This window comes from Pseudomonas sp. TH06 (assembly GCF_016651305.1).
Classification (GTDB): domain Bacteria; phylum Pseudomonadota; class Gammaproteobacteria; order Pseudomonadales; family Pseudomonadaceae; genus Aquipseudomonas.
In genome coordinates this window covers 34210-56598 of record NZ_JAEKEC010000003.1, presented here as the reverse complement: position 1 = coordinate 56598, position 22389 = coordinate 34210, and the positions used below count along the sequence as shown (strand labels likewise).

The window sequence follows — 22389 nt, the reverse complement described above, 5'->3', positions numbered from 1 at the left end:
TGGGTCAGCTACCGCTTTCAGTGCGGCGGCTGCTGACTTCCGCCGGCACATCATCCCCGGCCATGCGTTTGCGGAACAACGCCGCCCGGGCCAGCAGCAATGTGGTCACCGGCACGGTGATCGCCAGCAGGATCGGAATCAGCCACGCGTGCAGCACCGGCCCGGACTTCAGCGCCGAAAAGCAGATGATCGAAGCCAGCGCCACGCACCACGCGCCCAGTGTCGAAGCCAGTGCCGGCGGATGCATGCGTTGGAAATAATCCTTCATCCGCAACAGACCGGTCGCGCCGATCAGCGCAAACACGCCGCTGAGGACCAGCAGAATCGCCACCGGAATCTCAACCCACAGAGACAGTTCCGCGTTCATTCAATCACCTCGCCACGCAGCAGGAATTTCGCCAGGGCAAACGAGCCGACGAAGCCGAACAGCGCAATCAGCAGCGCCGCTTCGAAGTAAGTGTCACTGGAGTAACGAATACCCAGGGTCAGCATCATCAGCATCGCCACGATGTACAGATAGTCCAGCGCGAGTACCCGATCCTGCGCTGACGGCCCTTTGAACAGGCGTACCAGCGTCAGCACCATGGCCAGCGAGAACAGGAACAGCGTCAGCAGAATCGCGTTGGACAGTAATGGGCTCATTCGAAAATCTCCATCAGCGGCCGCTCGTAAGTGCTCTTGAAGTGCTCGATGAATTGCACTTCGTCATCCAGATCCCAGACGTGCAGCAACAGAATGCTGCGATCCAGCGCCAGCTCCGACCACACTGTGCCGGGCACCACCGTGCAGATCATCGACAATGTGGCCAGGCCATGAGCATCGCGCAGGTCCAGCGGTACTTTCACGAAACACGAACGAGGTGGGCGGCGACCGGCGTTGAGCACGCCCCAGGCGACGATCAGGTTCGATACCACGACATCGCGGCCGACCAGGAGGAACAAACGCAGAATCGTCCCCGGACGGCGAATGCGCACTTGTTTCGGACGCAATTTGCGCATCATCAAAGGTGCAGCAAAGCCCAGTATTGCGCCGAGCAGCAGGTTGCCCGGGCTGATCGACAGGTTCAGGGTCAACCACAACGCACACAGTGCCAGAGAGAGTAACGGAGCCGGAAACACGCGCTTCATGGCTGTACCTCCAGCATCGCGGCCTTGGCTTCCGGACTGGGCACCGCGCGGGTGCCGAGCACCGCCATGACGTATTGCTGCGGATTGTTCAGGGCATCGGCCGTGGCCTGGGTGTAGCGCAGCAGCGGTTCAGCCTTGAAAGTCAGAGCGATGCTCAAGCCCAGCAGCAGGAAAATCGGCGCGCATTCGAGTTTGCGCAGGAGCGGCGAAGGGCGTTCTTCCGGTGTCCAGAAGCGTTGGATGCCGAGGCGCGAGAACGCCATCAACGATGCCAGCCCTGACAGGATCAACAGCGCCAGCAAGGCCCACGCGGCATTGGAAATCGTTGCGCCGGTACCCAGTCCCAGCGGATTGAGCAGTGCGCCGATCAGGCTGAGTTTGCCGATGAACCCGGACAGCGGCGGCATGCCGATGATCAGCAGGGCGCAGGCAATGAAGCTCAGGCCGAGAAACGCCATGGTCCACGGGATGACCTGGCCGACCACGGCTTTCTGTTCGTCGTCGAGGTTGATGCCTTTGGGCGGTTGCAAGGATTCCTGCGGGCGCGGCAGCAGTTCGCTTTCGTCTTCCAGCGGGATTTCGTTGGCCGAACGCGAACGCTCGATCAACTCGGCCAGCAGGAACAGCGCGCTCAAGGCCAGGGTTGAGCTGACCAGATAAAACAGCGCCGCGCCGATCAGGTTCGGCTGAGCGAAACCGACGGCCGACAGCAGGATCCCCGCCGAGACCAGAATGCTCAGACTGGCCATGCGCTCCAGGCGTTGTGCGGCAAGAATCGCCAGCGCCGCGCAGGCCATGGTCGCCATGCCGCCGTAAATCAGCCAGTCACCGCCGAAGAATGCCGACGCCCCGGCTTGCCCGGAAAACAGCAGCGTCCACAGACGCAGCAGGGTATAGACGCCGACCTTGGTCATGATCGCGAACATCGCCGCCACCGGTGCACTGGCCGAAGAGTAGGCCGGCACCAGCCAGAAGTTCAGCGGCCACATGCCGGCCTTGGCCAGGAACGCTACGGCGAGAATCCCCGCGCCGGCATGCAACAAGCCACGGTCGGCTTCCGGTACCAGCGGAATCTTCAGTGCCAGGTCGGCCATGTTCAGCGTGCCGGTGACGCCGTAGATCAGCGCCGCGCCGATCAGAAACAGCGACGAGGCGAGTAGGTTGATCGAGATGTAATGCAGGCCCGAGGACACGCGCGCGCGCCCCGAGCCGTGCAGCAACAGGCCATAAGAAGCGGCGAGCAGCACTTCGAAGAACACGAACAGGTTGAACAGATCCGCCGTCAGGAACGCGCCATACAGACCCATCAACTGAATCTGGAACAGCGCGTGGAAGCTCGAACCGGCACCGTCCCAGCGCGCCATGGCGAAGAGCAGGGCGCTGACGCCGATGATCCCGGTCAGCACCAGCATCAACGCGGACAGGCGATCGACCACCAGCACAATGCCGAACGGCGCCTGCCAGTTGCCCGGCAGGTACACGCCGATCGAACCCGGCACGCCGGTGGTCTGCGTCCATTGCAGCAGCAACACCGAAATGAACAGGCCGACGAGGCTGGAGAACAGGTTGATTTTCGCCTTCAGCGGCCGGTGTCGCTCGCCGAGCATCAGCATGATCGCGGCGGTCAGCAGCGGCAGCAAAATCGGTGCGGCGATCAGGTGAGTCATCGCCATCATTCTTTAGGCTCCCGGCCGTCAACGTGGTCAGTGCCGGTCAGGCCGCGCGAAGCAAGCAGAACGACGAGGAACAGTGCAGTCATGGCAAAACTGATAACGATCGCGGTGAGTACCAGCGCCTGTGGCAGCGGGTCGGTGTAGTGCAGCAAGTCTTGCGTCACACCGTCCTTGATCACCGGCTCCTTGCCGATGAACAGGCTGCCCATGCTGAAAATGAACAGGTTGACCGCGTACGACAGCAGGCACAGGCCCATGACCACTTGAAAGGTTCGTGGTCGCAGGATCAGCCAGACGCCGGAAGCGGCGAGGACGCCGATGGCGATTGCGATGACTTCTTCCATCAGACGGCTCCTTTGCTGGCGACGGACTTGGGCAGCGACGCAGTCTTGTGACCACGCACCGATTGGTGGGCGAGGGCGGTGAGGATCAGTAGCGTCGAACCGACCACCACGGCGTACACGCCGATATCAAAGAACAGCGCACTGGCGATATGGATGTCACCCAGCAGCGGCAGGGTGAAATGCCAGGTATGCGTGGTGAGGAACGGATACCCGACCACCATCGCGCCGAGCCCGGTGGCAGTGGCGAACAGCAAACCGGTGCCCATCCAGCGCAACGGCCGCAGGCTCATTTGCGCCTCGACCCACTGCGTGCCGGCGACCATGTATTGCAGGATGAACGCCACCGACATCACCAGCCCCGCGACAAAACCGCCGCCCGGCTGATTGTGCCCGCGCATGAACAGATAGAACGACACCACCAGCGCAATCGGCAGCAGCAGGCGCACCAGTACCGCCGGCACCATCATGAAGCCGAGCGCGGTGTCGCTGGCCGAACGCGGGTTGACCAGATCGGTGACCACGTCCGGTGCCAGCAAGCGTTGCTGGGCCGGCAGTTGCAGGCTTTCTTTCGGTGGGCGGAAGCGGCGCAGCAGGGCGAACACGGTCAGCGCTACCGCAACCAGCACGGTGATTTCACCGAGGGTGTCGAAGCCACGGAAGTCCACCAGCATCACGTTGACCACGTTGCTGCCACCGCCCTCGGGCATGGCGCGACTGAGGTAGAACGAAGAGATGTCGTTCGGTGTCTGCCGGGTGAGCATGGCGTAAGACAGCAGCGCCATTCCGCCGCCCACGGCGATCGACAGCAGCAAGTCGCGCAGACGGCGAATACGCGCCTTGCGCAGGCTGCTCGGCAGTGGCGAGACTTCTTCGATGCGTCGCGGCAGCCAGCGCAGGCCCAGCAGGATCAGCACGGTGGTGACCACTTCGACCGCCAGTTGCGTCAGCGCCAGATCTGGGGCAGAGAACCAGACGAACGTCACGCAGGTCATCAAGCCGCAGACGCTGACCATGGTCAGGGCGGCGAGACGGTGATACTTGGCCTGCCACGCGGCGCCAAGGGCGCAGGCAATCGCCAGCAGCCACAGGGTCACGAAGACGATGGAACCCGGAATCTTCGGCCGGTCGCCCCAGCTCAGGCTGCTGTGCAGCATCGGGATCAGGCCGGCGAGTACCGCCGCGAACACCATCAGGAACAGTTGCATTTGCAGGCGTCGGGTGCCGAGTCGGCGTTCTACACGACGGGCCATGCGCATCATCACCACCAGACTGCGCTCGAACAGGCGCTTGCCGTTGAAGCGGCCTACCAGTGGCGGATATTTGAAGCGGCCACGCTTGAGCTGATTACGCAGCAACAGATAAACCACGATGCCACCGGACATGGCGATCAGGCTCATGATCATCGGCGCGTTCAGGCCGTGCCAGATCGCCAGGCTGTACTCCGGCAACGTTCCGCCGACCACAGGCAGCGCGGCAGCCGCCAGTAGCGGGCCGACCACTTGGGCCGGGAAGATCCCCACGACGAGACAGGTGAACACCAGCAATTCGACCGGCGCCCGCATCCAGCGCGGCGGTTCGTGCGGGGTGTGCGGCAGGTCGGTGGCGGTGGGGCCGAAGAACACGTCGACAGTGAAGCGCAACGAGTAGGCGACGCTGAAGGTGCCAGCGATGGTCGCGACAATCGGCAGTGCGGCTTCAACCCACGCCGTGGCGTTAATGAACACGGTTTCGGCGAAGAACATTTCTTTCGAGAGGAAACCGTTGAGCAACGGCACGCCGGCCATCGAAGCGCTGGCAACCATCGCCAGCGTCGCGGTGAACGGGATCAGTTTGATCAGACCGCTGAGCTTGCGGATATCCCGCGTGCCGCTTTCGTGGTCGATGATGCCGGCGGCCATGAACAGCGAGGCCTTGAACGTCGCGTGGTTGAGGATGTGGAACACCGCCGCGACTGCCGCCAGCGGACTGTTCAGACCCAGCAGCAAAGTGATCAGGCCGAGGTGGCTGATGGTCGAGTAGGCGAGTAGACCCTTGAGGTCGTTCTGGAACATTGCGCAATAGGCGCCGAGCAGCAGCGTACACGCGCCTGCGCCGCTGACGATGTAGAACCATTCTTCACTGCCGGACAGTGACGGCCACAGGCGCGCGAGCAGGAACACCCCGGCCTTGACCATGGTTGCCGAGTGCAGATAAGCGGAAACCGGGGTGGGCGCCGCCATTGCGTGCGGTAGCCAGAAATGGAAGGGGAACTGGGCGCTTTTGCTGAGGGCGCCGATGAGGATGAGGGGTAGCAGAATAGGGTAGAGGGTATGTGCGCGAATCTGATCGCCGGCGGCCAGGACCTTGTCCAGGTCATAGCTGCCGACGACATGGCCGAGGATCATGACCCCCGCCAGCAGGCACAATCCCCCCGCACCCGTGACCATCAGCGCCATATAGGCGCCACGGCGTGCGTCGGCGCGGTGGTGCCAGTAGCCGATCAGCAGGAACGAGAAGAGGCTGGTCAACTCCCAGAAGAACACGATCTGGATCAGGTTGCCGGAGATCACCAGGCCGAGCATGGCGCCCATGAACGCCAGGAAAAACGCGAAAAAACGCGGCACCGGGTCGTCCGGCGACATGTAATAGCGGGCATATAAAGAGACGAGGGTGCCGATACCCAGCACCAGCATCGAGAACAGCCAGGCAAAGCCGTCCATGCGCAGAACGAAGTTCAGACCGAGACTGGGCAGCCACATGAACTCTTCGCGGATCACGCCGCCGTGGGCAATTTGCGGGTACAACAGCGCGACCTGGACGGTGCCGATCAGAGCGACCAGACCTGCCAGCAGGGATTCGGTATTACGCGCGTTGTGTGGCAGCACCGCTGCCAGACAGCTGCCAATGAATGGCAGAAGCAGTAGAACTATCAGGGACATAGGCTTCTAATCTGCGGAAGTTTGTGAAGCATCATACGTGCCAGCTCCCCGATCACCAAACGCCAGGATGTCTCAGAATCCTACAAAGTAGTCTGGAATTAACTGTTTGGCATTGTTTCAGGTGGAGGGATGTTGCCTGTGGTGGCCCTATCGCGAGCAGGCTCACTCCTACAGGGGGAACGCATTTCAATTGTAGGAATGAGGCTGCTCGCGATAGCAATTGATCAGACGCTGAAACTCTCAACCTTGAGTCTCTTGCTCCAATTCTGTCTCGGAGACTTCAGATTTGCCCTTGGTCTTCAGCTCACTGACAATCACCGCCGCCACAATCAACCCGGCCCCCACCAACGCAATCGCCGGCAGTCGTTCCCCGGCGATCCGCCCGACAATCCCGGCCCACACCGGCTCACCGGCATAGATCAACGTGGCCCGGGTCGGCGAAACGCTCTTCTGCGCCCAGTTCATCGCCACCTGAATCGCCGCACTCGCCGCGCCCAGGCCCAAAGCCGTCACCAGCAGGGTCAAGGAGAAGTCCGGAAGCACCTCACCCGTTGGCACCACCAGCAGAAATGACAACACCGAGGTCGTTGCCAGCTGCACCACGGTCACCCGGCGCACATCGACCTGGCCGGCGTAGGTGCTGATCAGAATGATCTCGGCAGCAATCGCGATGGCGCTGATCAGCGTGGCAATCTCCCCGGGACTGAAGTTCAGCGAAGCCCCGGACGGCCCGGACAGCAACATCAACCCGCTAAACGCCAGCATGATGCCGATGCTCGGCATCAATCCTGGACGCCGCCCGAGCACCAGCCATTGCAGCAATGGCACGAACGGCACATACAACGCGGTGATGAATGCCGACTGACTGCTCGGAATAGTTTGCAACCCGACCGTCTGCAAGCCGTAACCGAGCATGATTGCCACGCCGATAAAGGCACCGGCCTTGAGTTCGAACAAGGTCAGTTCACGCAGATGACGCCACGAGAACAGCGCAACGATGCACGCAGCAGCGGCAAAGCGCAGGCCGACGAAGAACATCGGGCCGCTGACGGTCATCGCGTGTTGAACCAGCAAAAAAGTGCCGCCCCAGACCATGGTGATCAGCACCAGCACGCACTCGGCCTTGCTGAAGCGGTTGAAGCGAAGCGGTGTTTGGGGGCTGTTCACGGACGTCATGACCTTGCGCACTTTAAAAGACAGGACGCACAATGCGCCCAACGTTGCGCAGTATACTGCCCAACCTCAGCGAGTGAGCAATATAGTGCACAAAGATTCCCACCAACGAGCCTCCGTTCTGCAACACGTCAGCCTGAATGTCCGGCGGCTGCGTCATGCCGCCGACATGAGCCAGACCGCGCTGGCGGAAAAGTCCGGAGTCAGTCGACGCATGCTGGTGGCGATCGAGGCTGGCGAAAAGAACGTCAGCCTGACCACCCTCGACCGCGTTGCCGAAGCCCTCGACGTTGCTTTCAGCGATTTGATCCAGGCGCCCGATGCCCGCGATCCGAGCCGTATCAATGAAGTGGCATGGGCCGGGAAGATCCCCGGCAGCAAAGCAGTGTTGTTGTCCAAAGCCACCGCCACCCGCGAAGTCGAGCAGTGGGAATGGTGCCTGCAACCGGGCGAGGTCTATCCCTCCCAGCCGGATGCCGACGGCTGGAGCGAGCAGATCTATGTGTTCGAAGGTTGCTTGACGTTAATGCTCGGCGATCAGCCGCAGCACATCGGCACCGGTGAGTTTTTCATGTTTGCCAGCAACCAGCCGCATGCCTATCGCAATGATGGCGACGTGGCGGCGCGATTTGTACGAAATGTGGTGATCTAGTTCTAGACTGCCGCTGATCGGAAAAGTAGTGGTACCTGTAATTTCTGACAGTAGACGAAGGGAGTCTGTGTGGTTCCAATGGCATCGCAACAAACTCCATTGGACATTTAAAAAGGAATGATCAAATGCTCAAGCCACTCAGTATTAAAGAAGCCGTGGATGGCGTTATTAGCCTTCAGAACCTAGGTGAATTCGCCACAGCTGTTATTCATCCGGTGCCAAACCCTACGGATGGTGACGAGGCTGATGTATTCATCGGAGAATCCGCGGAGTCAGTGGGTTCGATAGAACTGGATCCGGAGGCTGGGGGCGAACTTAAGATCCCGAAAAAAGTTTTAGAGAAATATTCAGACAACAGGAATATCCCGTTTTACTACGTCGTTTATGTCGGTGGGGGCGGGAATGATTCTCCCTCGGAGAAGGCTTTTTACAAGATTGTTCCCGCCGTTGAAAAATAGGTGAGTTGAGGTGGAGCAGCCCGTCTGTGCGATCAGACGGGATTTATTTCGCTAACCTCCGGTTCTCGTCGACTGCTTTATTTGGTGGGGATCCCTCCCAGGCATTAAAAAAGACGAGCTGATAAGAGCAGCGATTAAGCATACTGTTACCCGGAATAAACTCTCTTAGTAAACAGCTATGCGTGAGCAGATCCACACGGAGTCATTTGTTTCTTCCCGTTTTGCAGACATCCTGATCATCGGTGGTGGCCTCAGTGGCACGATGCTCGCGACGCAATTGTTGCGTCTGCCCGTTCAGCGCACGATTCTGATTATTGAACCGCGCGCCGAACTTGGCCGAGGCGAAGCCTACAGCGCTGTCGAATTGGGCCACACGCTCAACGGCAATGCCGCACGCATGAGCGTTGATCCGGATAACCCGGATGATCTGACGCAATGGCTGACCGAACATATTGCCGCCGGAGGCTGGCCGGAGTCTGCCGAGCAGAATGTGCCGATCAGTGAGTTGTTCCCACCGCGTGGACTGTTTGGTGTCTATGTGCAGCAGCGTTTGGCTGAAGCACGAAAGGTCGGCGAGCAATACGGTTCGACCGTCGAACATATCTGCGCAGAAGTCGTCGACCTGCAAACTGAAGCTGATTCGGTGCAGATCACTTTGAGCGATGGCGAGGCATTGCGGGGCGCCTACGCGGTACTCGCTACAGGCATGTTCCCCGCTGCGCGTACGCCACAGAAAGAGTCCAGCGGCCTGAATGCCGCCGCACTCGATCCATGGGATGTCGCGGCCATGCGCCAGCTCGATCCGCTATCGACCGTGCTGATCATCGGTTCCGGCCTGACCATGGTCGATGCCGTGGTGTCGCTGGAACAGGCCGGGCATCGCGGGCCTATTGAAGTGTTCTCCCGTCACGGTTTGCTGCCCCATGTGCGGCGGCAACCGCCAGCCTGGGTGGATTTCCTCGCTGAAAATCACAACATTCGCTCGCCGCGAAAGTTGTTGCGCGAACTGCGCCGGCATTGCCGTGACGCCATCGCCCAAGGCATCGATTGGCAGGCGCCGCTGGACACGGTTCGGATGCACATCGGCCGATTGTGGAGTCAGGCAACTGACGTGCAGCGTCGACAATTCGTACGTCATGTGCGGCCGTGGTGGGAAAGCCATCATCATCGTTCGCCGCCGCTGAGTGCGCAGTTGGTCGAGCGTTTATCTGCAGAGGGACGGCTGCGGATTCACGCGGCTTCTTTTAAAGGGGTTGAGCCGCGCGTGGAGGGCGGGGTGAGTATCCGCATTCGTCGCCGGGGTGAAACCGAAACTTGCTTGATGCAGGGAGCGGCATTGATCAATTCCAGCGGGATCGAATACGACTGGCGGCGTGTTGCCAGGCCATTGCCTCAGCAGTTGCTGGCCCGTGGATTGGTGCGGCCGGGGCCGTTGGCGTTGGGGATTGCGGCTGCGATTGACGGTGCGGTGCTGAACGAAAACGGGCAGGTCGCAAATCGGTTATTCGCCATGGGGCCGCCGCTGCGCGGGATGTGGTGGGAGAGTACGGCGGTGACGGATGTGGCGTTGCAGGCCAAGGCACTGGCGGCGCGGTTGGTGGGGACGTCGGAAAATTGAGGTGCTCTTTCGGGCCTCTTCGCGAGCAGGCTCGCTCCCACAGGACTCTGGTTGTAAACACCATTTGTGCTACACCACAGAACCTGTAGGAGTGAGCCTGCTCGCGATAGCGGTGGTTCAGTCGATATAAAAGGTGACTGATCTACCGCTATCGCGAGCAGGCTCGCTCCTACATTTGTAGCGTGGTAAGTGAAAGAGTTACGCCACCACTCGATAGCACGGCACATACGCCGCGCCGCCCGGCAGTTTCATCCGGTGTTGGGCGACGAAGGCTTTGAGCAGTGCGTCCAGCGGTTGCATGATCGCCGCGTCACCGCGGATCTGGTACGGCCCGTGCTCCTCGATCAGGCGGATGCCCTTGTCCTTGACGTTACCCGCAACGATCCCCGAGAACGCCCGACGCAGGTTGGCCGCCAGTTCGTGCGGTGGCTGGTCGCGGTGCAACTTGAGGTTGGCCATGTTTTCGTGGGTCGGATCGAACGGACGCTGGAAGCCTTCGTCGATCTTCAGCAACCAGTTGAAGTGGAACGCGTCGTTGCGTTCGCGGCGGAACTGCTTCACCGCTTTCAGGCCCTGAGTCATCTGACGCGCCACTTCGGCCGGGTCGTCGATGATGATTTCGTAGTGCTGTTTGGCGGCTTCACCGAGAGTCGCGATGACGAACGCGTCGAGCTGCTCCAGATACGGCGCGGCATGTTTCGGCCCGGTCAGGATCACCGGGAACGGCAAGCCCTCGTTGTCCGGATGCATCAGGATGCCCAGCAAGTAGAGGAATTCTTCAGCGGTACCGGCGCCGCCCGGGAAGATGATGATGCCGTGGCCAACCCGCACGAACGCTTCCAGACGTTTTTCGATGTCCGGCAGGATCACCAGTTCGTTGACGATCGGGTTCGGCGCTTCGGCGGCGATGATGCCCGGCTCGGTCAGGCCGAGGTAGCGGCCGCCGTGAATGCGTTGTTTGGCGTGAGCGATGGTCGCGCCCTTCATCGGGCCCTTCATCACACCGGGACCGCAGCCGGTGCAGATGTCGAGGCTGCGCAGGCCCAGTTCGTGACCGACTTTCTTGGTGTATTTGTATTCTTCGGTGTTGATCGAATGACCGCCCCAGCACACGACGATTTTCGGCTCGACGCCCGGGCGCAAGGTGCGTGCGTTGCGCAGCAGATGGAAAACGTAGTCGCTGATGCCTTGCGAGGTGCTCAGGTCGATGCGTTGGCTGTCGAGTTCGTTCTCGGTGTAGACGATGTCGCGCAGGGCGCTGAAAAGCATTTCGCGGGTGCTGGCGATCATTTCGCCGTCGACGAAAGCATCGGCCGGAGCGTTCAGCAGCTCCAGGCGTACACCGCGATCCTGTTGGTGAATGCGGATTTCGAAATCTTTGTAGGCTTCAAGGATGGTCTTGGCGTTGTCGACATGCGCGCCGGTATTGAGGATGGCCAGGGCGCACTGGCGGAAGAGGGTATAGGTGCTGCCGGATCCGGCTTCGCTCAGTTGCTGAACTTCACGTTGAGAAAGGGTTTCCAGGCTGCCTTTCGGGCTGACCGAGGCATTGATTACGTGTCGTTGGGTCATGCAATGATCCTTAAAACGATGTCATCCCAAAACCAGGCGAATGGCATCCGAATAGTGTGTATCCATGAATGAAGATGGCACGATCTGCGCTGTACCGCCATGTCCCCGTTGGACGCTGAAAAGATGAAAAGGAGCCCCAGCATAGCTAAATCCTTCGCAGAGGCGATAATGCGCGGGCGAGTTTTTTCCGTTGCTCTTTTTGTCGCTCAAGGAAGTCATAACTGATGTTCGAGATTCAGCCGATGGACGCCGCCACTTTTCGCCAGCAGACCCGGCGCAGCACAGTGATCATCGCGGTGCTGTTTCTGGTGCTGGCGATGTTGTTTTCCACGGCGGCAGTCGCGCTGTTCGGCGAACCCGGGGGCGATAACCTGCGCTTCAATGTCGGCGGCGTGTTTGTCGCGTTCCTGTTGACTGCGGCGCTGTTGCGCGGGCGCTTCTGGAACCAGACGTGGATGGCGCCGGCGGTGTATAGCTGGCGGCTCAAACGCAGCCTGATGAGCGTCACCAATGTGATGCACCAGGTGACGGCAGCGGTCGAGAAGAATGATCCGACGGCAATGAAGGTGTTGCGTTTCTATCACCTGGGGCTGACGCAAATGCATGAACTGGACGGTAACTCCAGCGATCATGCGCAACTGCACCGGGAAGTCGAAGCCCATAAAGAGCGGATGCAGGCGCTGGGGCTCGACATCGATCAGCCACGCCTTGATCCGGCGTGGCTGCAAGCCTTGAAACCCGCGTCGCGTTAAAGCGCGATGCGGCTGGCGCGGCGCTGTTTCCACGAACGAATCAGGCGCCCGTACACCAGCAGGTTGACTGCCAGAACCACGCTGCCCAGCACCATTTGAATCCCCGGGGTCAGCCCCGCCGGGTAAATGATCGGCCAGATGTAATGCTCGATGAAGCCGCCGGCGTATTCGGTTTGCCCGGCGGCGTGGCGCATCAGGTTTTCCCAGTAGGTCAGCGGACAGATCAGGTGCAACACCTCGACCGCAAAGCCCCACGCGGCGGCCGGCAGCTGCAGCCACATCAACCGTGGCCACTTGAGGACCAGCAGCCCGCCGAACAGCACGAACAGAATGAACAGCAAATGAAACAGCACCAGCCCGTCGGCTGCGATTCGGTACAGCATGTCGTCTCCCTGACGCAATTGTGAATGGCGCTATGTTACGCGCAGGGCCTGGGCAATTGCGCAAGATTGTTCAAGACCGGGCGGTGTTTTTGCTGGCACAGTCGTCGACCGTTTTCCTGGGTTGAAAAGCGTTATGTCTGACTCACTTATGCCGCGCAGTGCGTTTCTTCGCGGCGCTGCGGCGATCATGCCGCTGTCTCTGGCGACCGCGCCGTGGGGGCTGCTCGCCGGCTCCATGGCGATTGAAGCCAACCTCACGCCACTGCAAGGGCAGGGCTTGTCGAGCATTGTGTTCGCCGGCGCCGCCCAGTTGGTGGCAATCGGCATGCTCAAGGGCGGTGCCGGGATCTTCTCGATTCTGCTGACCACGCTGCTGCTGACCTCGCAACATCTGTTGTACGGCATGAGCATGCGCTCGGTGATTTCTCCGCTGCCGGGGCGTTGGCGAATCGGCCTGGGCTTTTTGCTCACCGACGAATTGTTCGCCCTGACCAGCCAGCATGACCGGCAGCAGTTCAATCGCTGGTATGCCTTGGGTGTCGGCCTGACGTTCTACATCGCGTGGAACCTGTTTACCTTCGCCGGAATTGTCCTGGGCAGCAGCATTCCAGGCCTTGAGCACCTGGGCCTGGACTTTTCGATTGCCGCGACCTTCATTGCCCTGATCACACCGGTGGTGCGCAACGTGCCGACCGTGGTCTGCGTGGCGGTGTCGCTGTTCTGTTCGGTGTTGTTCAGTTATTGGCAATGGGGCTCGGCGCTCGTCCTGTCGGGACTGGCCGGGATGACCGCAGGGTTTATCTGCAACAAGCTGTATCGGGGGCGCACATGATGGTTTGGGCGGTGATTGTCGGGATGGGGTTGCTGGTGTTCCTCAACCGCTATGTGTTTCTTGAGCCGCGTTTGCCGGTGCGTCTGAGCAGTAACGCACGGCAGTTTCTCGGTTTCGCGGTGCCGGGCATGTTGACGGCAATCTGTGGGCCGATTGTATTCATGCCGGAGAAACAGCTGAATCTGCAGTGGGATAACCCGTATTTGCTTAGTTCGCTGGTGGCGATCGGACTGGTGATCTATACGCGCAGTACGCTACTGAGCATGTTATTGAGCATGGGTTTTTTCTTTTTGCTGCGTTGGTGGTTGTAAGTTGTCTGATGAAAACTGATCTACGCTTTATCGATGTGAACTCCTTCTGCAAGCGAGGTGAGCATGGCAACCGAGAAAACGCGTCCGGATGAAAAGGATGAGCCAACAGAAGCGGAGATCGAAAAGCAAAAGAAAAGAGAAGAGCAAACCTGGAAACACGACGACAGCAGAGAGCTGTCGGATCGGGATCAGGAACGTCCTTTGAAGCCCTGAACGACGGAAACAAAAAGCCCCGCATGAGCGGGGCTTTTTGCGTTTCAGATATCTTCCAACTGCGTGAAGTCGGGGTGTGCCGCCCGATAACCCAACGTTTTGTCGATCCAGGCATTGAGCTCGTTGACCATCACCGGCGGATGGCCGGGATACCCTTCGAGGGTGGTGCGCAGGATACGTTCGATGTCAGGCACTGAACGCAGGTTTCGAGTCTTGATGTAGTGGCCGATAAAACAGTCGAGTTGAAAGCGTTCTGTCATGGACAGATAAATACACTCCAGGCCGTTGGCCTGTTTGATTGCAAAATCGTCGCGCAACTTAGTTCTCTGCAAGGCTTGGTAAAATTGTAGGGGATTCCTGGTTTTGTTGACTCTTTGGTCAACTGGTATGCCAATTGGAAATGCGGCGCGCATGCTATCCGTAGTGCAACTAAATGTATGTATGACGGTTGAAATGTCAGACAGGCGGTTAGTTCGCTCAAACGATTGTTTCATTGGCCTTGTCTCAAGGCTGAAACACCCCCTGTAAAGATCACGCATCACCCTGTAGGCGCTGCCGCAGGCTGCGATCTTTTGATCTTCGAGCCCAAAGTCAAAAGATCGCAGCCTGCGGCAGGTCCTACATAAAGAACGTGCGGTGTGGGGAGATTTTTAGACGACTTCGGCAATGAGGCCGGCGCCTTGGTTGCGCGCATTGCCCACGGCTTTGTCGACCTTGTGCCACTCGAACGTCTCTGCGGCCTCACCCTCGAACAGCAGCATTTGCTCGGCGCGCTCCACGGGTGTTGCAGGATCGAGCCATTCGCGCGCCAACTCTGCACACAGCACCACGGGGCGACGATCATGAATGTCGAGCATGCCGCCCGCACTGTCGGCGGTGATGATCACGAAACCATCGTCGTCGCGAGGGTCTGTGCCGGGTGTGGGAAATTGCCCGATGGCGGCGCAGAAAACCGGCCCATGATCCGCCCGACGGATCAGCCACGGTTGTCGGCTTTTATCCTGTGTATCAACCCACTCGAACCAGTTGTCGATGGGGACGATCAAGCGCTGACGCCAGATCGCCCGGAAGAATGGCCCGTGGGCAACTTTCTCTACCCGGGCATTGATTGGCGCAGCGCGATCCTTGGCCCAGTGCGGGCGCCAGCCCCAGCGCAAATTGTCGGCATAGATACGTTGCTCGTGCTGGTGGAGAACCGCCAGTGTGGTGGTCGGCGCGGCGTTATAACGCGCCAGCGGTGCATCGCCGACGTGATTGATCAGCGCATCGGGAATGCTCAGCACCGCGACAAAGTCGTGAATGCCATGGTACTGCGAGAGTCTTCCGCACATCGGCTGAATCTCCTGGTGGACGATGTCAGCTTAGTCGGCCCGGCGACTCACTCCCTGGCGGCCTGACCGGTGAACGTGTCGCGCCATCTCAGCCAGCGACGTTCCAGCGCGGCGAGCAAGCCGTCGCTGAGTTTGCCGAGCAGGGCGAGCACGATAATCGCGGCCAGTACGATGTCCGGGCGCGATGTTTCCCGGCCGTCACTGAGCAGGTAGCCGAGGCCTTTGGTCGCGGCGATCAGTTCGGCGGCGACGAGAAACATCCATGCCAGGCTCATGCCGCTGCGCAGTCCCGTGAACAGCCCGGGCAGGGCGGCGGGCAGGAGAATCCGCCGCACCAGTTGCAGGCGGCTGAAGCCGTAGATATGGCCGACCTCGACCAGTTTGCGGTCGATGTTGCGAATCGCCGCGACCACGTTGACGTACACCGGAAAGAACGCGCCGATGGCGATCAAAACGATTTTCGAGGTCTCGTCGATGCCCAGCCACAGCAGCAACAGCGGCACCCACGCCAGGCTCGGAATCGAGCGCAGCGCGGCGAAGGTCGGCTCCAGATACGCCTCGGCTTCACGGCTCAATCCCACCCATGCGGCGAACACCAGCGCCAGACTGGCACCGATGGCAAAGCCCAGCAGCACGCGAATCAGACTGGCACCGATGTGTTTCCACAGCGCGCCTTCGGCAAGATCAGTGAGGGTCAGGGCGATCTCGCTCGGCGCCGGCATTTGATAGGACGGCAACCAGCCGATACGCACGATGATTTCCAGCGCGATGATGATCAGCGCCGGCAGGGCGAGGCCTTTGAATCGGCGCTGCCATGTCGGGTTAAAAATGGGTGGTTGCCGACGCGGCGTTGTGAGTGGCGCGGGCAGGTCTTTGCTGTGACTGGTCATGGCGTTGGCTCCGCTCACGACGAATCCGCGACGTGCGCGGATTCGTCGTGAGGCTGTTCGATTACTGGCGGGCGACGGCTTGCTGCACACCGCTGTCGAGCAGTTGGTCGATGACTTGATCGACATTGACGCCACGGCGCACCAGTTCTTCGGAAACCAGGATCGGCGCGGCGGCTTTCGAGGCGACGACATCACTGGCGGTCAGTTGCGGACTGCTCAAGTCTGTGCGCGACAGCTGCAATTTGGCCACGTCCAGCGGCAGTCCCGATTCCTTGGCCAACAGCGCGGCGAACTCATCAGGATTTTTCAGCGCCCATTCGCGAGCTTGTTCGTAGGCTTTGATTACCGTGTCGATGGTTTGCGGATGTTCTTTGGCGTACTGCTCGGTAACGCTGACCACGCCGTAACTGTTGAACGCCGGGTTGCGATACAACAAGCGCGAACCGGCCTGTACCTGACTGGCGGCCATGTGCGGATCGAGGCCGGCCCAAGCGTCGACATCGCCTTTTTCCAGTGCGGTGCGGCCGTCGGGGTGTTGCAGGTGGACCAATTCCACATCGTCCTTTTTCAGCCCGGCCTGTTGCAGGCTGCGCAGGGTAAACAGATACGGGTCGGTGCCTTTGGTCGCAGCGATCTTCTTGCCCTTGAGGTCGGCGATGCTCTGGTACGGCGCGTCTTTGCGCACGACCAGTGCGGTCCATTCAGCGCGGCTGTACACGTAGACCGATTTGATCGGGCTGCCGTTGGCGCGGCTCAGTACGGCGGCGAGGCTGGCGCTGGAGGCGAAATCGACGCCGCCGCTATTGAGGTACTCCAGTGAACGGTTGCTGCCCTGGCTCAACACCCAACTGACTTTGGTCTGCGGCAGGGCTTTTTCGAGGAAACCGAAATGTTTAAGCACCAGGCTGACCGGGGAGTAATAGGCGTAGTCCAGGTGGACTTCCGCCGGAGCGGTTTCGGCGGCATGAGCCATCGGTTGCAGGCTCAATACCATTGCGCTGGCGGCGAGCAGTGTTTTGAGACGGGAAAACGGCAATGACAGTTTCATGGAACGCTCCGGCAAAGGCACAGGTTTCTTATTTCCAAAAAGATATTTTTGTCGAATGCTTCCTGCATGAATGGAATATTGCAGGCTCTGTGCCATGTGTCCCGAAGTGCCGGTTTACAAGGGTTTCATTGAAAAACGTCGAAGTTTCACTGTTGCTCCGCGAACAGTGTGATCTGCCACTGTTGCTGTGCGGACAGTGAAAATCCCCGGTGCTGAGCTTATGCATTAATCGAATTTCAAAGTGGTGATTTAACAGCGTTATGTTCTATGCAATTCAATTTGCAGGACTCGTCATGAAGCTTTCCCGTTTCCTACGCAGCGCGCTGACCGCTGCCCTGTTTACCTCGCCGTTTTCCTACGCAGCCGAACCATTGGTCCTGCATGTCGGTGACCAGAACTACTACAACATCCGCGCTTCGATTGAAGCCTCCGGTGTGTTGAAAGACGCGCCTTATACGGTCGACTGGAAGCATTTCCAGGCGGCCGCACCGTTGGCGGAGGCTCTGCAAACCGGAGCGATTGATCTGGGATTCCTCGGCGATTCCGGTTTTCTCTTTCTGGCAGCGAAGCAGGCACCGGTGAAATTGATCGGCGTGTCCCGCCAGAATCCGGACACGATTGCGTTGCTGGTGCCCAAGGATTCTCCGGTGAAAACCATCGCCGACCTGAAAGGCAAGAAAGTCGCTTACTGGCCCGGCGCCTGGAGCCAGCAACTGACCTTGCGTGCGCTGGAGCAGGGAGGACTGCCAGAGAATTACGTCGACTTCGTCAAGCTGATGCCGATCGATGCCGCCGCCGCTTTGCCGCAGGGCAGCATCGACGCCTTTCCGGTGTGGGAACCGTACATTTCCCAGCAGATTGTATTCTCCGGCGCTCGACCGATTCTCACGGCGAAAAATCTGATGCCGGGGCTCAGTGCGATTGCGGCTTCGACGCCGTCCATCGACAGCAAGCGTGAGGCGATTGCCGATTTTCTCGGACGTTTGAAGCAGGCGCGGGCATGGGTCGATAGCCATACCGATGAGTACGCTGACCTGTGGGCGAAGAAAGCCAATCTCGATCAGGAGGTTTCGCGGCACTGGCTGCGCCAGGCGCACATGACCGTCGGGCCGGTGGATCAACAGGCAGCCACGGATCTGCAAAGCACCGCTGACTTCCTGTTTAAAGTGAAAGCGCTGCCGGCACCGCTGGCCACGGCGGGGATAATCGACAGTTCCTTTGAGCAGGCACTGGCTCACTGAACGAGCGCCGGAACCAAACCCTGTGTACCTTATCCAACCTCGGCTCACAGAATCGGGCGCAAGGATGGATAAGGGCGAGGGAGTTTTGCCAATCGACAACATGACCGCAGCGGTCAGGCTCAAGGCAAAACATGACATCCGGATTCAGACTTCTTTGTGCAGCGGCCATGGTGTTGGGGTTGGCCGGTTGCATCGCCGCGCCCATCGAAATGACCGCACAAACCGAAACGCGTCTGAAGGCTCAGGCCCCCGTGCGTTTTCTGCTGACGTTCGATGACGGCCCCAGCGCTTCGAGTTTCTGGAACCCGTCGGCCACGGTGCTCGACAGTCTCAAGGACAATCCTGTGCAGCCGGGCATCAAAGCGGTGTTCTTTGTCCAGACCCGTGCGCCCCGGGCCGGCAACAGCGACATCGGCCGCGGCATCATGCGTCGCGAGTTTGCCGAGGGGCACATCCTCGCTTTCCACACCGCGACCCATTGGCACACCAACCATCGCTCGCTCGATCCTCAAGAGCTCGAAGAATCGCTGATCAACGGCACAGCGGATATCGCCGCCATTACCGGCGCACCACCGACCCTGCTGCGTCCGCCGTTCTGGAACTACGACAAACGCACGTTCGCTGCCTATCAACAACATGGCTTACACGTGTTGTTGACGGATTTGAGCGCCAATGACGGCAAGATCTGGGGCTTCAATGCCAGTCCGCGCCGGCGGGCGAACATGCTGCGGCAGTTATCGGAGGTTCGTGAACGCTTAGCTCAGGGGCAATTTCCCACCGTTGATGGCGTGATTCCGGTGGTGGTGACGTTCCATGACCTCAACCGTTACACCGCGCGGCATACTCGCGAATACTTGCAGATCCTTCTCGATAGCGCTGCGGCCACAGGTGTGAGGCTGGCGGACAAGCCTTTCTATGACGATCACACCGCTCTGGAACGGGCCGCGTTGGCGCGTACTGTGGGAAAAAGTTCGGAGCCGGTGCAGCTGCCGGGTATCTGGAACTGGATCTGGGATCACGACGCCCACTGAGTGATCGCGTGAAATTTGTGAGCGGGTTAACAGTTTTGTACCGGGCACGGTACAAATTGCTCATCTATGCTCTACGGATTGATCGATTCTCGCCTGCGAGGCGTCCGTCCATGCTTGCCATTGCCGAGATTTGCCGCATCGTCGAATCCGGGTTTCCGGCGTTCAAGTGCGACTGTGTTCCCTCCACGCAGGGGCTGTTGCAGATCAAGGTGTATGAGCCAGAGAGTGGGCGCGTCGAATTGCTGCTCAATGGCGTTTCCCCGGAGCACCTCGTCACCATCCGTGACATTTCCAACTTCATCGGTGAGCTGCGCACGGAGATGAGTGCGGGGCGCAGGGCTTTCGCCGGTTGAACCTTCATAAACGTCGTTGAAAGGCCTTGACGATCTGCAGCGTTGCTTCGCTGGTATTGAGATTCTGTACCGCATCCAGCGGATGCCAGATGCATTCGACGATTTCGTTTTGCGGGCGTACCTGGTCAATATTCAGCACGGATGCCTCGTAGACGTGATGCCGCGTGCCGCTGCTTTCCAGTTCCAGCAGATACAACACTTCGTCGGCATTCAGCCCGGTTTCCTCCTGCAATTCGCGCACGGCCGCTGCCGCCCGGGTTTCTCCAGGCTCGACTTTGCCGCCGGGCAAGGCCCAGCGACAGCGAGGTTTGCGCACCAGGAGTATGTGTCGATCCTGTTCGCAAATGACGGTGGCGCGTACTTTCATCTGTTACCTGTTTTACTGCTTGTCATTAAATTGAAATAAAACTGCAATATACGAGCCGGACTCGTGTTTGAAGGTTCCTTTTCGGGTTGGAGCTTTTGGATGTACGAAAAGTGCCAGACCCATGGCAGGCAGGCGTAACGACACCCGGTAGGCACCTCGGCGAGAACAGGGTGTAAGGTAAAGCGTGAAGCTGAACCTACCCGTTAGCGAAAAGGAGGTGACCATGAGCATTGCGTTGTTGAACAAGATGCACATGAATGGCTATGACGTGCTCAGCGTGAACAACGGTCCATGGCGCGTTTGCACCCAAGGTGATCGGCTGGCGTCATTTGCCAGCAGAGAAGAGGCACTTGCCTATGCGGCAGCGCTTCCCGGTTACAAAAAACGCTCGACGCGTGCGCAAAGTCACAAGACCCGTTGAATGACGGTAATGAAAAAGCCCCGGTTGATGCCGGGGCTTTTGTTTGAGGTGGGAACGTCAGTGAACCTTGACCCGGCTGATCGCGCGGGCTTTCACTTCCTTGGCGTACAGTTGCAGCCGCTCTTCATCACTCTGCAGGACCTCGCAGGATCTCAGCACTGCCTGCGCGTCCGCCTCGTTGCCGGACTTGCGCAGTTGCTCGGCGATGCGTTTGAGGTCGACTGCCGACCAGCGCAGATCCGATGCGACGCTTTGCAGGTCGCGCTGAAGTTCGTGTTCGTATTCATTGAGCCGCATGATCACCTCCCAGAACATTCTCGGTAGAAAATAGTAGTCGTATTTTCTCGCGGCGGTGTACGGCTCGTCTGTCTTCGGCCTGAACGGATGTAAAAAATTGTCGAGACTTCGGCGAAGTCACGTTGCCACGATGGATGTGCACCCGGTTACAGGCTACATTCACTTTTTTTCAGGTCAGGGAAACACCATGCGGATATGGATCGGGAGTCTGGCGTTGGCCATGTTGGCGGGTTGCTCGTTGCCGACGTCGTTGGTGCCGGGTGAACCGAATGTCAGCAAGACCAGCAGCAAGGCCCCCAAGGACTATGCCGCGTGTGTCTTGCCGCTGTGGCAGCAAGATGTCGCGAAGACCTCGCAGACGTCGATTTCCAACGGTTATCGCATCACTGCGCCGAGCATTATCACGGCGGACGAGATTCTCGACATCGTCAAATACAAGGACGGCAGTCGGGTGTCGTTGTATCAGGGACCGCCATGGGCCAAGTCCGGATCGTTGCGCAAGTCAGTACGTGATTGCCTGTAACGAGCACATCGGGTGCATGAAAAGGCAGAAACCGGGTCAACGGTTTCTGCTTTTTTTTCGCCTTCTTCAGGTGAATCAGTCGGAAATATCGGTGAGTGCAATGGTGCCGACATTGCCCTTTTTCTCGCGACGATCCTGAATCCAGTCTTCCACCTGTTGGCCAAACTCTGCGGGTGCCTTGCGCCCGACCTTTCTGGCGATGTCGAGGATGGTCTGTTGGGAGAGGGCCTCTTCCATGCGTTGCTGTGCGGTCATCATTGCGGCATGGATCGAGCAGGTGCCCTCGATGGCCCATTCTGGCGGCTTGCCTTCAAACAGGGCGCAACGCCCGCGAATGTCGCGACATTCAAAAATATTCTTGCGTCCATCGATGGCTTTGACGATGTCGAGCAGGGTGATTTCGTCTGCTGGCCGCGCCAGGCTGAAGCCGCCACGTACGCCTTCGGAGGCAACCACCAGTTTGCTCTTGGCCAGTTTGGTGAAGATTTTCGCCAGATATTCCACTGGCACGCCTTGCAGTTCGGCGAGGTCGCGCACGCTGGCTTCGCGAGTATCGCCGCCGCTGCCGACCAAAAATGCCAGGCAATGAATGCCGTATTCGACGCCTGCGCTGTATAGAGACATTGTTAAGTCCGACTTGATTTGTCGTAAATACTATCAGCCGTGACCTGAGTCGGCAATCTGCGGAAACAGTGGGAAATCTACCTGTATGCGGCTTTACGCCCTTTGTGCGTGCAATTTATCCAAGTTTTTCGCTCTGGATGTCATCGATAAATCCGATCAAACCTATCGGATAATCTGACTTGTGAGAATTATCTCCGATCAATACAGTCGGCGCTATTGAGTTGGCAGTGACTGACT

28 protein-coding genes are annotated in these 22389 nt (G+C 59.2%); 12 read left to right on the top strand and 16 right to left on the bottom strand.

The window, feature by feature from the left end; translation table 11 throughout:
* Window positions 1-4: 4 nt before the first annotated feature.
* The 7 genes from JFT86_RS25050 to JFT86_RS25020 form a co-directional block, all read right to left on the bottom strand.
* A complete protein-coding gene (locus JFT86_RS25050; RefSeq protein ID WP_085711416.1) occupies window positions 5-367 on the bottom strand; it encodes a Na+/H+ antiporter subunit G in 363 nt (120 codons plus the stop codon).
* Window positions 364-642 carry a K+/H+ antiporter subunit F gene (locus JFT86_RS25045; protein ID WP_007910754.1) on the bottom strand — a complete coding sequence of 93 codons (279 nt, stop codon included), beginning with the start codon at window positions 640-642 and terminating at the stop codon, window positions 364-366. Before JFT86_RS25045 ends, JFT86_RS25050 begins: the two co-directional genes overlap by 4 nt.
* Complete coding sequence (locus JFT86_RS25040) at window positions 639-1127, bottom strand: Na+/H+ antiporter subunit E (protein ID WP_201238881.1); 489 nt, start codon at window positions 1125-1127, stop codon at window positions 639-641. Before JFT86_RS25040 ends, JFT86_RS25045 begins: the two co-directional genes overlap by 4 nt.
* Complete coding sequence (locus tag JFT86_RS25035; RefSeq protein ID WP_201238880.1) at window positions 1124-2803, bottom strand: monovalent cation/H+ antiporter subunit D; 1680 nt, start codon at window positions 2801-2803, stop codon at window positions 1124-1126. Before JFT86_RS25035 ends, JFT86_RS25040 begins: the two co-directional genes overlap by 4 nt.
* Entirely contained in the window at window positions 2800-3144 is a 345-nt protein-coding gene (locus JFT86_RS25030) for a Na+/H+ antiporter subunit C (RefSeq protein WP_008085854.1), read from the bottom strand. Before JFT86_RS25030 ends, JFT86_RS25035 begins: the two co-directional genes overlap by 4 nt.
* On the bottom strand, window positions 3144-6062 hold the full coding sequence (locus tag JFT86_RS25025; protein ID WP_201238879.1) for a monovalent cation/H+ antiporter subunit A: 2919 nt from the start codon (window positions 6060-6062) through the stop codon (window positions 3144-3146). The genes JFT86_RS25030 and JFT86_RS25025 overlap by 1 nt, the downstream gene beginning before the upstream one ends.
* Before the next feature lie 240 nt (window positions 6063-6302).
* Window positions 6303-7238 carry a DMT family transporter gene (locus JFT86_RS25020; RefSeq protein ID WP_201238878.1) on the bottom strand — a complete coding sequence of 312 codons (936 nt, stop codon included), beginning with the start codon at window positions 7236-7238 and terminating at the stop codon, window positions 6303-6305.
* An 85-nt stretch (window positions 7239-7323) separates the two neighbouring features.
* Here JFT86_RS25020 and JFT86_RS25015 point away from each other — a divergent pair, with 85 nt between their 5' ends.
* The 3 genes from JFT86_RS25015 (at window position 7324) to JFT86_RS25005 (ending at window position 9963) form a co-directional block, all read left to right on the top strand.
* Window positions 7324-7887, top strand: a complete 564-nt coding sequence (locus tag JFT86_RS25015) for an XRE family transcriptional regulator (protein ID WP_201238877.1) — start codon at window positions 7324-7326, stop codon at window positions 7885-7887.
* Between the two features lie 125 nt (window positions 7888-8012).
* Entirely contained in the window at window positions 8013-8345 is a 333-nt protein-coding gene (locus JFT86_RS25010; RefSeq protein ID WP_201233726.1) for a hypothetical protein, read from the top strand.
* A gap of 178 nt (window positions 8346-8523) precedes the next feature.
* Window positions 8524-9963, top strand: coding sequence for an FAD/NAD(P)-binding protein (locus JFT86_RS25005; protein WP_201238876.1), 1440 nt, complete (start codon window positions 8524-8526; stop codon window positions 9961-9963).
* Window positions 9964-10161: 198 nt separating this feature from the next.
* On the opposite strand, the gene ppnN is transcribed toward JFT86_RS25005, so the two are convergent.
* On the bottom strand, window positions 10162-11535 hold the full coding sequence (gene ppnN / locus JFT86_RS25000; RefSeq protein WP_103303432.1) for a nucleotide 5'-monophosphate nucleosidase PpnN: 1374 nt from the start codon (window positions 11533-11535) through the stop codon (window positions 10162-10164).
* 224 nt (window positions 11536-11759) lie between these two features.
* Here ppnN and JFT86_RS24995 point away from each other — a divergent pair, with 224 nt between their 5' ends.
* Window positions 11760-12287 carry a DUF3087 domain-containing protein gene (locus JFT86_RS24995; protein WP_201238875.1) on the top strand — a complete coding sequence of 176 codons (528 nt, stop codon included), beginning with the start codon at window positions 11760-11762 and terminating at the stop codon, window positions 12285-12287.
* Here JFT86_RS24995 and JFT86_RS24990 read toward each other — a convergent pair.
* Window positions 12284-12670, bottom strand: a complete 387-nt coding sequence (locus JFT86_RS24990) for a DUF2784 domain-containing protein (RefSeq protein WP_201238874.1) — start codon at window positions 12668-12670, stop codon at window positions 12284-12286. The two genes, JFT86_RS24995 and JFT86_RS24990, sit on opposite strands and share 4 nt — an antisense overlap.
* A gap of 133 nt (window positions 12671-12803) precedes the next feature.
* On the opposite strand from JFT86_RS24990, the gene JFT86_RS24985 reads away from it, so the two are divergent.
* The 3 genes from JFT86_RS24985 to JFT86_RS24975 all read left to right on the top strand — a co-directional run bounded on the left by JFT86_RS24985 (window position 12804) and on the right by JFT86_RS24975 (window position 14026).
* The gene (locus tag JFT86_RS24985) at window positions 12804-13502 is read left to right on the top strand and encodes an AzlC family ABC transporter permease (protein ID WP_201238873.1); all 699 of its coding nucleotides are present in this window, start codon (window positions 12804-12806) and stop codon (window positions 13500-13502) included.
* Window positions 13499-13813 (top strand): AzlD domain-containing protein, encoded by a 315-nt coding sequence (locus JFT86_RS24980; RefSeq protein WP_201238872.1) that lies wholly within the window; start codon window positions 13499-13501, stop codon window positions 13811-13813. The genes JFT86_RS24985 and JFT86_RS24980 overlap by 4 nt, the downstream gene beginning before the upstream one ends.
* A 63-nt stretch (window positions 13814-13876) precedes the next feature.
* Complete coding sequence (locus JFT86_RS24975; RefSeq protein ID WP_201233720.1) at window positions 13877-14026, top strand: hypothetical protein; 150 nt, start codon at window positions 13877-13879, stop codon at window positions 14024-14026.
* 44 nt (window positions 14027-14070) lie between these two features.
* Here the strand turns inward: JFT86_RS24975 and JFT86_RS24970 are convergent, their stop codons facing one another.
* From JFT86_RS24970 to JFT86_RS24955, 4 genes are all read right to left on the bottom strand, one after another.
* A complete protein-coding gene (locus JFT86_RS24970; protein WP_201238871.1) occupies window positions 14071-14343 on the bottom strand; it encodes a hypothetical protein in 273 nt (90 codons plus the stop codon).
* A 333-nt stretch (window positions 14344-14676) separates the two neighbouring features.
* A complete protein-coding gene (locus JFT86_RS24965; RefSeq protein ID WP_201238870.1) occupies window positions 14677-15357 on the bottom strand; it encodes an SOS response-associated peptidase family protein in 681 nt (226 codons plus the stop codon).
* Window positions 15358-15404: 47 nt separating this feature from the next.
* Window positions 15405-16247: an ABC transporter permease gene (locus JFT86_RS24960; RefSeq protein WP_201238869.1), complete on the bottom strand. Its 843-nt coding sequence runs from the start codon at window positions 16245-16247 to the stop codon at window positions 15405-15407.
* A gap of 61 nt (window positions 16248-16308) precedes the next feature.
* On the bottom strand, window positions 16309-17295 hold the full coding sequence (locus JFT86_RS24955) for an aliphatic sulfonate ABC transporter substrate-binding protein (protein ID WP_201238868.1): 987 nt from the start codon (window positions 17293-17295) through the stop codon (window positions 16309-16311).
* Between the two features lie 293 nt (window positions 17296-17588).
* On the opposite strand from JFT86_RS24955, the gene JFT86_RS24950 reads away from it, so the two are divergent.
* From JFT86_RS24950 to JFT86_RS24940, 3 genes are all read left to right on the top strand, one after another.
* Window positions 17589-18536 (top strand): ABC transporter substrate-binding protein, encoded by a 948-nt coding sequence (locus tag JFT86_RS24950; RefSeq protein WP_201238867.1) that lies wholly within the window; start codon window positions 17589-17591, stop codon window positions 18534-18536.
* A 131-nt stretch (window positions 18537-18667) separates the two neighbouring features.
* On the top strand, window positions 18668-19567 hold the full coding sequence (locus JFT86_RS24945) for a polysaccharide deacetylase family protein (protein ID WP_201238866.1): 900 nt from the start codon (window positions 18668-18670) through the stop codon (window positions 19565-19567).
* A 110-nt stretch (window positions 19568-19677) separates the two neighbouring features.
* Window positions 19678-19920: a DUF1652 domain-containing protein gene (locus JFT86_RS24940; protein ID WP_103303443.1), complete on the top strand. Its 243-nt coding sequence runs from the start codon at window positions 19678-19680 to the stop codon at window positions 19918-19920.
* Between the two features lie 4 nt (window positions 19921-19924).
* Here the strand turns inward: JFT86_RS24940 and JFT86_RS24935 are convergent, their stop codons facing one another.
* Window positions 19925-20287, bottom strand: a complete 363-nt coding sequence (locus JFT86_RS24935; RefSeq protein ID WP_201238865.1) for an NUDIX hydrolase — start codon at window positions 20285-20287, stop codon at window positions 19925-19927.
* Window positions 20288-20510: 223 nt separating this feature from the next.
* On the opposite strand from JFT86_RS24935, the gene JFT86_RS24930 reads away from it, so the two are divergent.
* Window positions 20511-20708, top strand: coding sequence for a DUF2188 domain-containing protein (locus tag JFT86_RS24930; RefSeq protein ID WP_201238864.1), 198 nt, complete (start codon window positions 20511-20513; stop codon window positions 20706-20708).
* Between the two features lie 57 nt (window positions 20709-20765).
* On the opposite strand, the gene JFT86_RS24925 is transcribed toward JFT86_RS24930, so the two are convergent.
* Entirely contained in the window at window positions 20766-21005 is a 240-nt protein-coding gene (locus JFT86_RS24925; protein ID WP_085586420.1) for a hypothetical protein, read from the bottom strand.
* A 187-nt stretch (window positions 21006-21192) separates the two neighbouring features.
* Between JFT86_RS24925 and JFT86_RS24920 the strand changes: the two genes are divergently transcribed.
* Window positions 21193-21528 (top strand): hypothetical protein, encoded by a 336-nt coding sequence (locus tag JFT86_RS24920; RefSeq protein WP_201238863.1) that lies wholly within the window; start codon window positions 21193-21195, stop codon window positions 21526-21528.
* A gap of 75 nt (window positions 21529-21603) precedes the next feature.
* On the opposite strand, the gene JFT86_RS24915 is transcribed toward JFT86_RS24920, so the two are convergent.
* Entirely contained in the window at window positions 21604-22152 is a 549-nt protein-coding gene (locus tag JFT86_RS24915; RefSeq protein ID WP_201238862.1) for an Rrf2 family transcriptional regulator, read from the bottom strand.
* Between the last annotated feature and the right edge of the window lie 237 nt (window positions 22153-22389).

What these genes read in the sequence shown, in the direction of transcription:
- JFT86_RS24985 (WP_201238873.1), top strand. Translation starts at nt 12,804, where the DNA reads ATGTCTGACTCACTTATGCCGCGCAGTGCGTTTCTTCGCGGCGCTGCG.
- JFT86_RS24915 (WP_201238862.1), bottom strand. Translation starts at nt 22,152, where the DNA reads ATGTCTCTATACAGCGCAGGCGTCGAATACGGCATTCATTGCCTGGCA.
- JFT86_RS24995 (WP_201238875.1), top strand. Translation starts at nt 11,760, where the DNA reads ATGTTCGAGATTCAGCCGATGGACGCCGCCACTTTTCGCCAGCAGACC.
- JFT86_RS25050 (WP_085711416.1), bottom strand. Translation starts at nt 367, where the DNA reads ATGAACGCGGAACTGTCTCTGTGGGTTGAGATTCCGGTGGCGATTCTG.
- JFT86_RS25010 (WP_201233726.1), top strand. Translation starts at nt 8,013, where the DNA reads ATGCTCAAGCCACTCAGTATTAAAGAAGCCGTGGATGGCGTTATTAGC.
- JFT86_RS25045 (WP_007910754.1), bottom strand. Translation starts at nt 642, where the DNA reads ATGAGCCCATTACTGTCCAACGCGATTCTGCTGACGCTGTTCCTGTTC.
- JFT86_RS25035 (WP_201238880.1), bottom strand. Translation starts at nt 2,803, where the DNA reads ATGATGGCGATGACTCACCTGATCGCCGCACCGATTTTGCTGCCGCTG.
- JFT86_RS24965 (WP_201238870.1), bottom strand. Translation starts at nt 15,357, where the DNA reads ATGTGCGGAAGACTCTCGCAGTACCATGGCATTCACGACTTTGTCGCG.
- JFT86_RS25025 (WP_201238879.1), bottom strand. Translation starts at nt 6,062, where the DNA reads ATGTCCCTGATAGTTCTACTGCTTCTGCCATTCATTGGCAGCTGTCTG.
- JFT86_RS25005 (WP_201238876.1), top strand. Translation starts at nt 8,524, where the DNA reads ATGCGTGAGCAGATCCACACGGAGTCATTTGTTTCTTCCCGTTTTGCA.
- JFT86_RS24990 (WP_201238874.1), bottom strand. Translation starts at nt 12,670, where the DNA reads ATGCTGTACCGAATCGCAGCCGACGGGCTGGTGCTGTTTCATTTGCTG.
- JFT86_RS25040 (WP_201238881.1), bottom strand. Translation starts at nt 1,127, where the DNA reads ATGAAGCGCGTGTTTCCGGCTCCGTTACTCTCTCTGGCACTGTGTGCG.
- JFT86_RS24930 (WP_201238864.1), top strand. Translation starts at nt 20,511, where the DNA reads ATGAGCATTGCGTTGTTGAACAAGATGCACATGAATGGCTATGACGTG.
- JFT86_RS24935 (WP_201238865.1), bottom strand. Translation starts at nt 20,287, where the DNA reads ATGAAAGTACGCGCCACCGTCATTTGCGAACAGGATCGACACATACTC.
- JFT86_RS24980 (WP_201238872.1), top strand. Translation starts at nt 13,499, where the DNA reads ATGATGGTTTGGGCGGTGATTGTCGGGATGGGGTTGCTGGTGTTCCTC.
- JFT86_RS25030 (WP_008085854.1), bottom strand. Translation starts at nt 3,144, where the DNA reads ATGGAAGAAGTCATCGCAATCGCCATCGGCGTCCTCGCCGCTTCCGGC.
- JFT86_RS24940 (WP_103303443.1), top strand. Translation starts at nt 19,678, where the DNA reads ATGCTTGCCATTGCCGAGATTTGCCGCATCGTCGAATCCGGGTTTCCG.
- JFT86_RS25020 (WP_201238878.1), bottom strand. Translation starts at nt 7,238, where the DNA reads ATGACGTCCGTGAACAGCCCCCAAACACCGCTTCGCTTCAACCGCTTC.
- ppnN (WP_103303432.1), bottom strand. Translation starts at nt 11,535, where the DNA reads ATGACCCAACGACACGTAATCAATGCCTCGGTCAGCCCGAAAGGCAGC.
- JFT86_RS24920 (WP_201238863.1), top strand. Translation starts at nt 21,193, where the DNA reads ATGCGGATATGGATCGGGAGTCTGGCGTTGGCCATGTTGGCGGGTTGC.
- JFT86_RS24945 (WP_201238866.1), top strand. Translation starts at nt 18,668, where the DNA reads ATGACATCCGGATTCAGACTTCTTTGTGCAGCGGCCATGGTGTTGGGG.
- JFT86_RS24975 (WP_201233720.1), top strand. Translation starts at nt 13,877, where the DNA reads ATGGCAACCGAGAAAACGCGTCCGGATGAAAAGGATGAGCCAACAGAA.
- JFT86_RS24925 (WP_085586420.1), bottom strand. Translation starts at nt 21,005, where the DNA reads ATGCGGCTCAATGAATACGAACACGAACTTCAGCGCGACCTGCAAAGC.
- JFT86_RS24950 (WP_201238867.1), top strand. Translation starts at nt 17,589, where the DNA reads ATGAAGCTTTCCCGTTTCCTACGCAGCGCGCTGACCGCTGCCCTGTTT.
- JFT86_RS24955 (WP_201238868.1), bottom strand. Translation starts at nt 17,295, where the DNA reads ATGAAACTGTCATTGCCGTTTTCCCGTCTCAAAACACTGCTCGCCGCC.
- JFT86_RS24960 (WP_201238869.1), bottom strand. Translation starts at nt 16,247, where the DNA reads ATGACCAGTCACAGCAAAGACCTGCCCGCGCCACTCACAACGCCGCGT.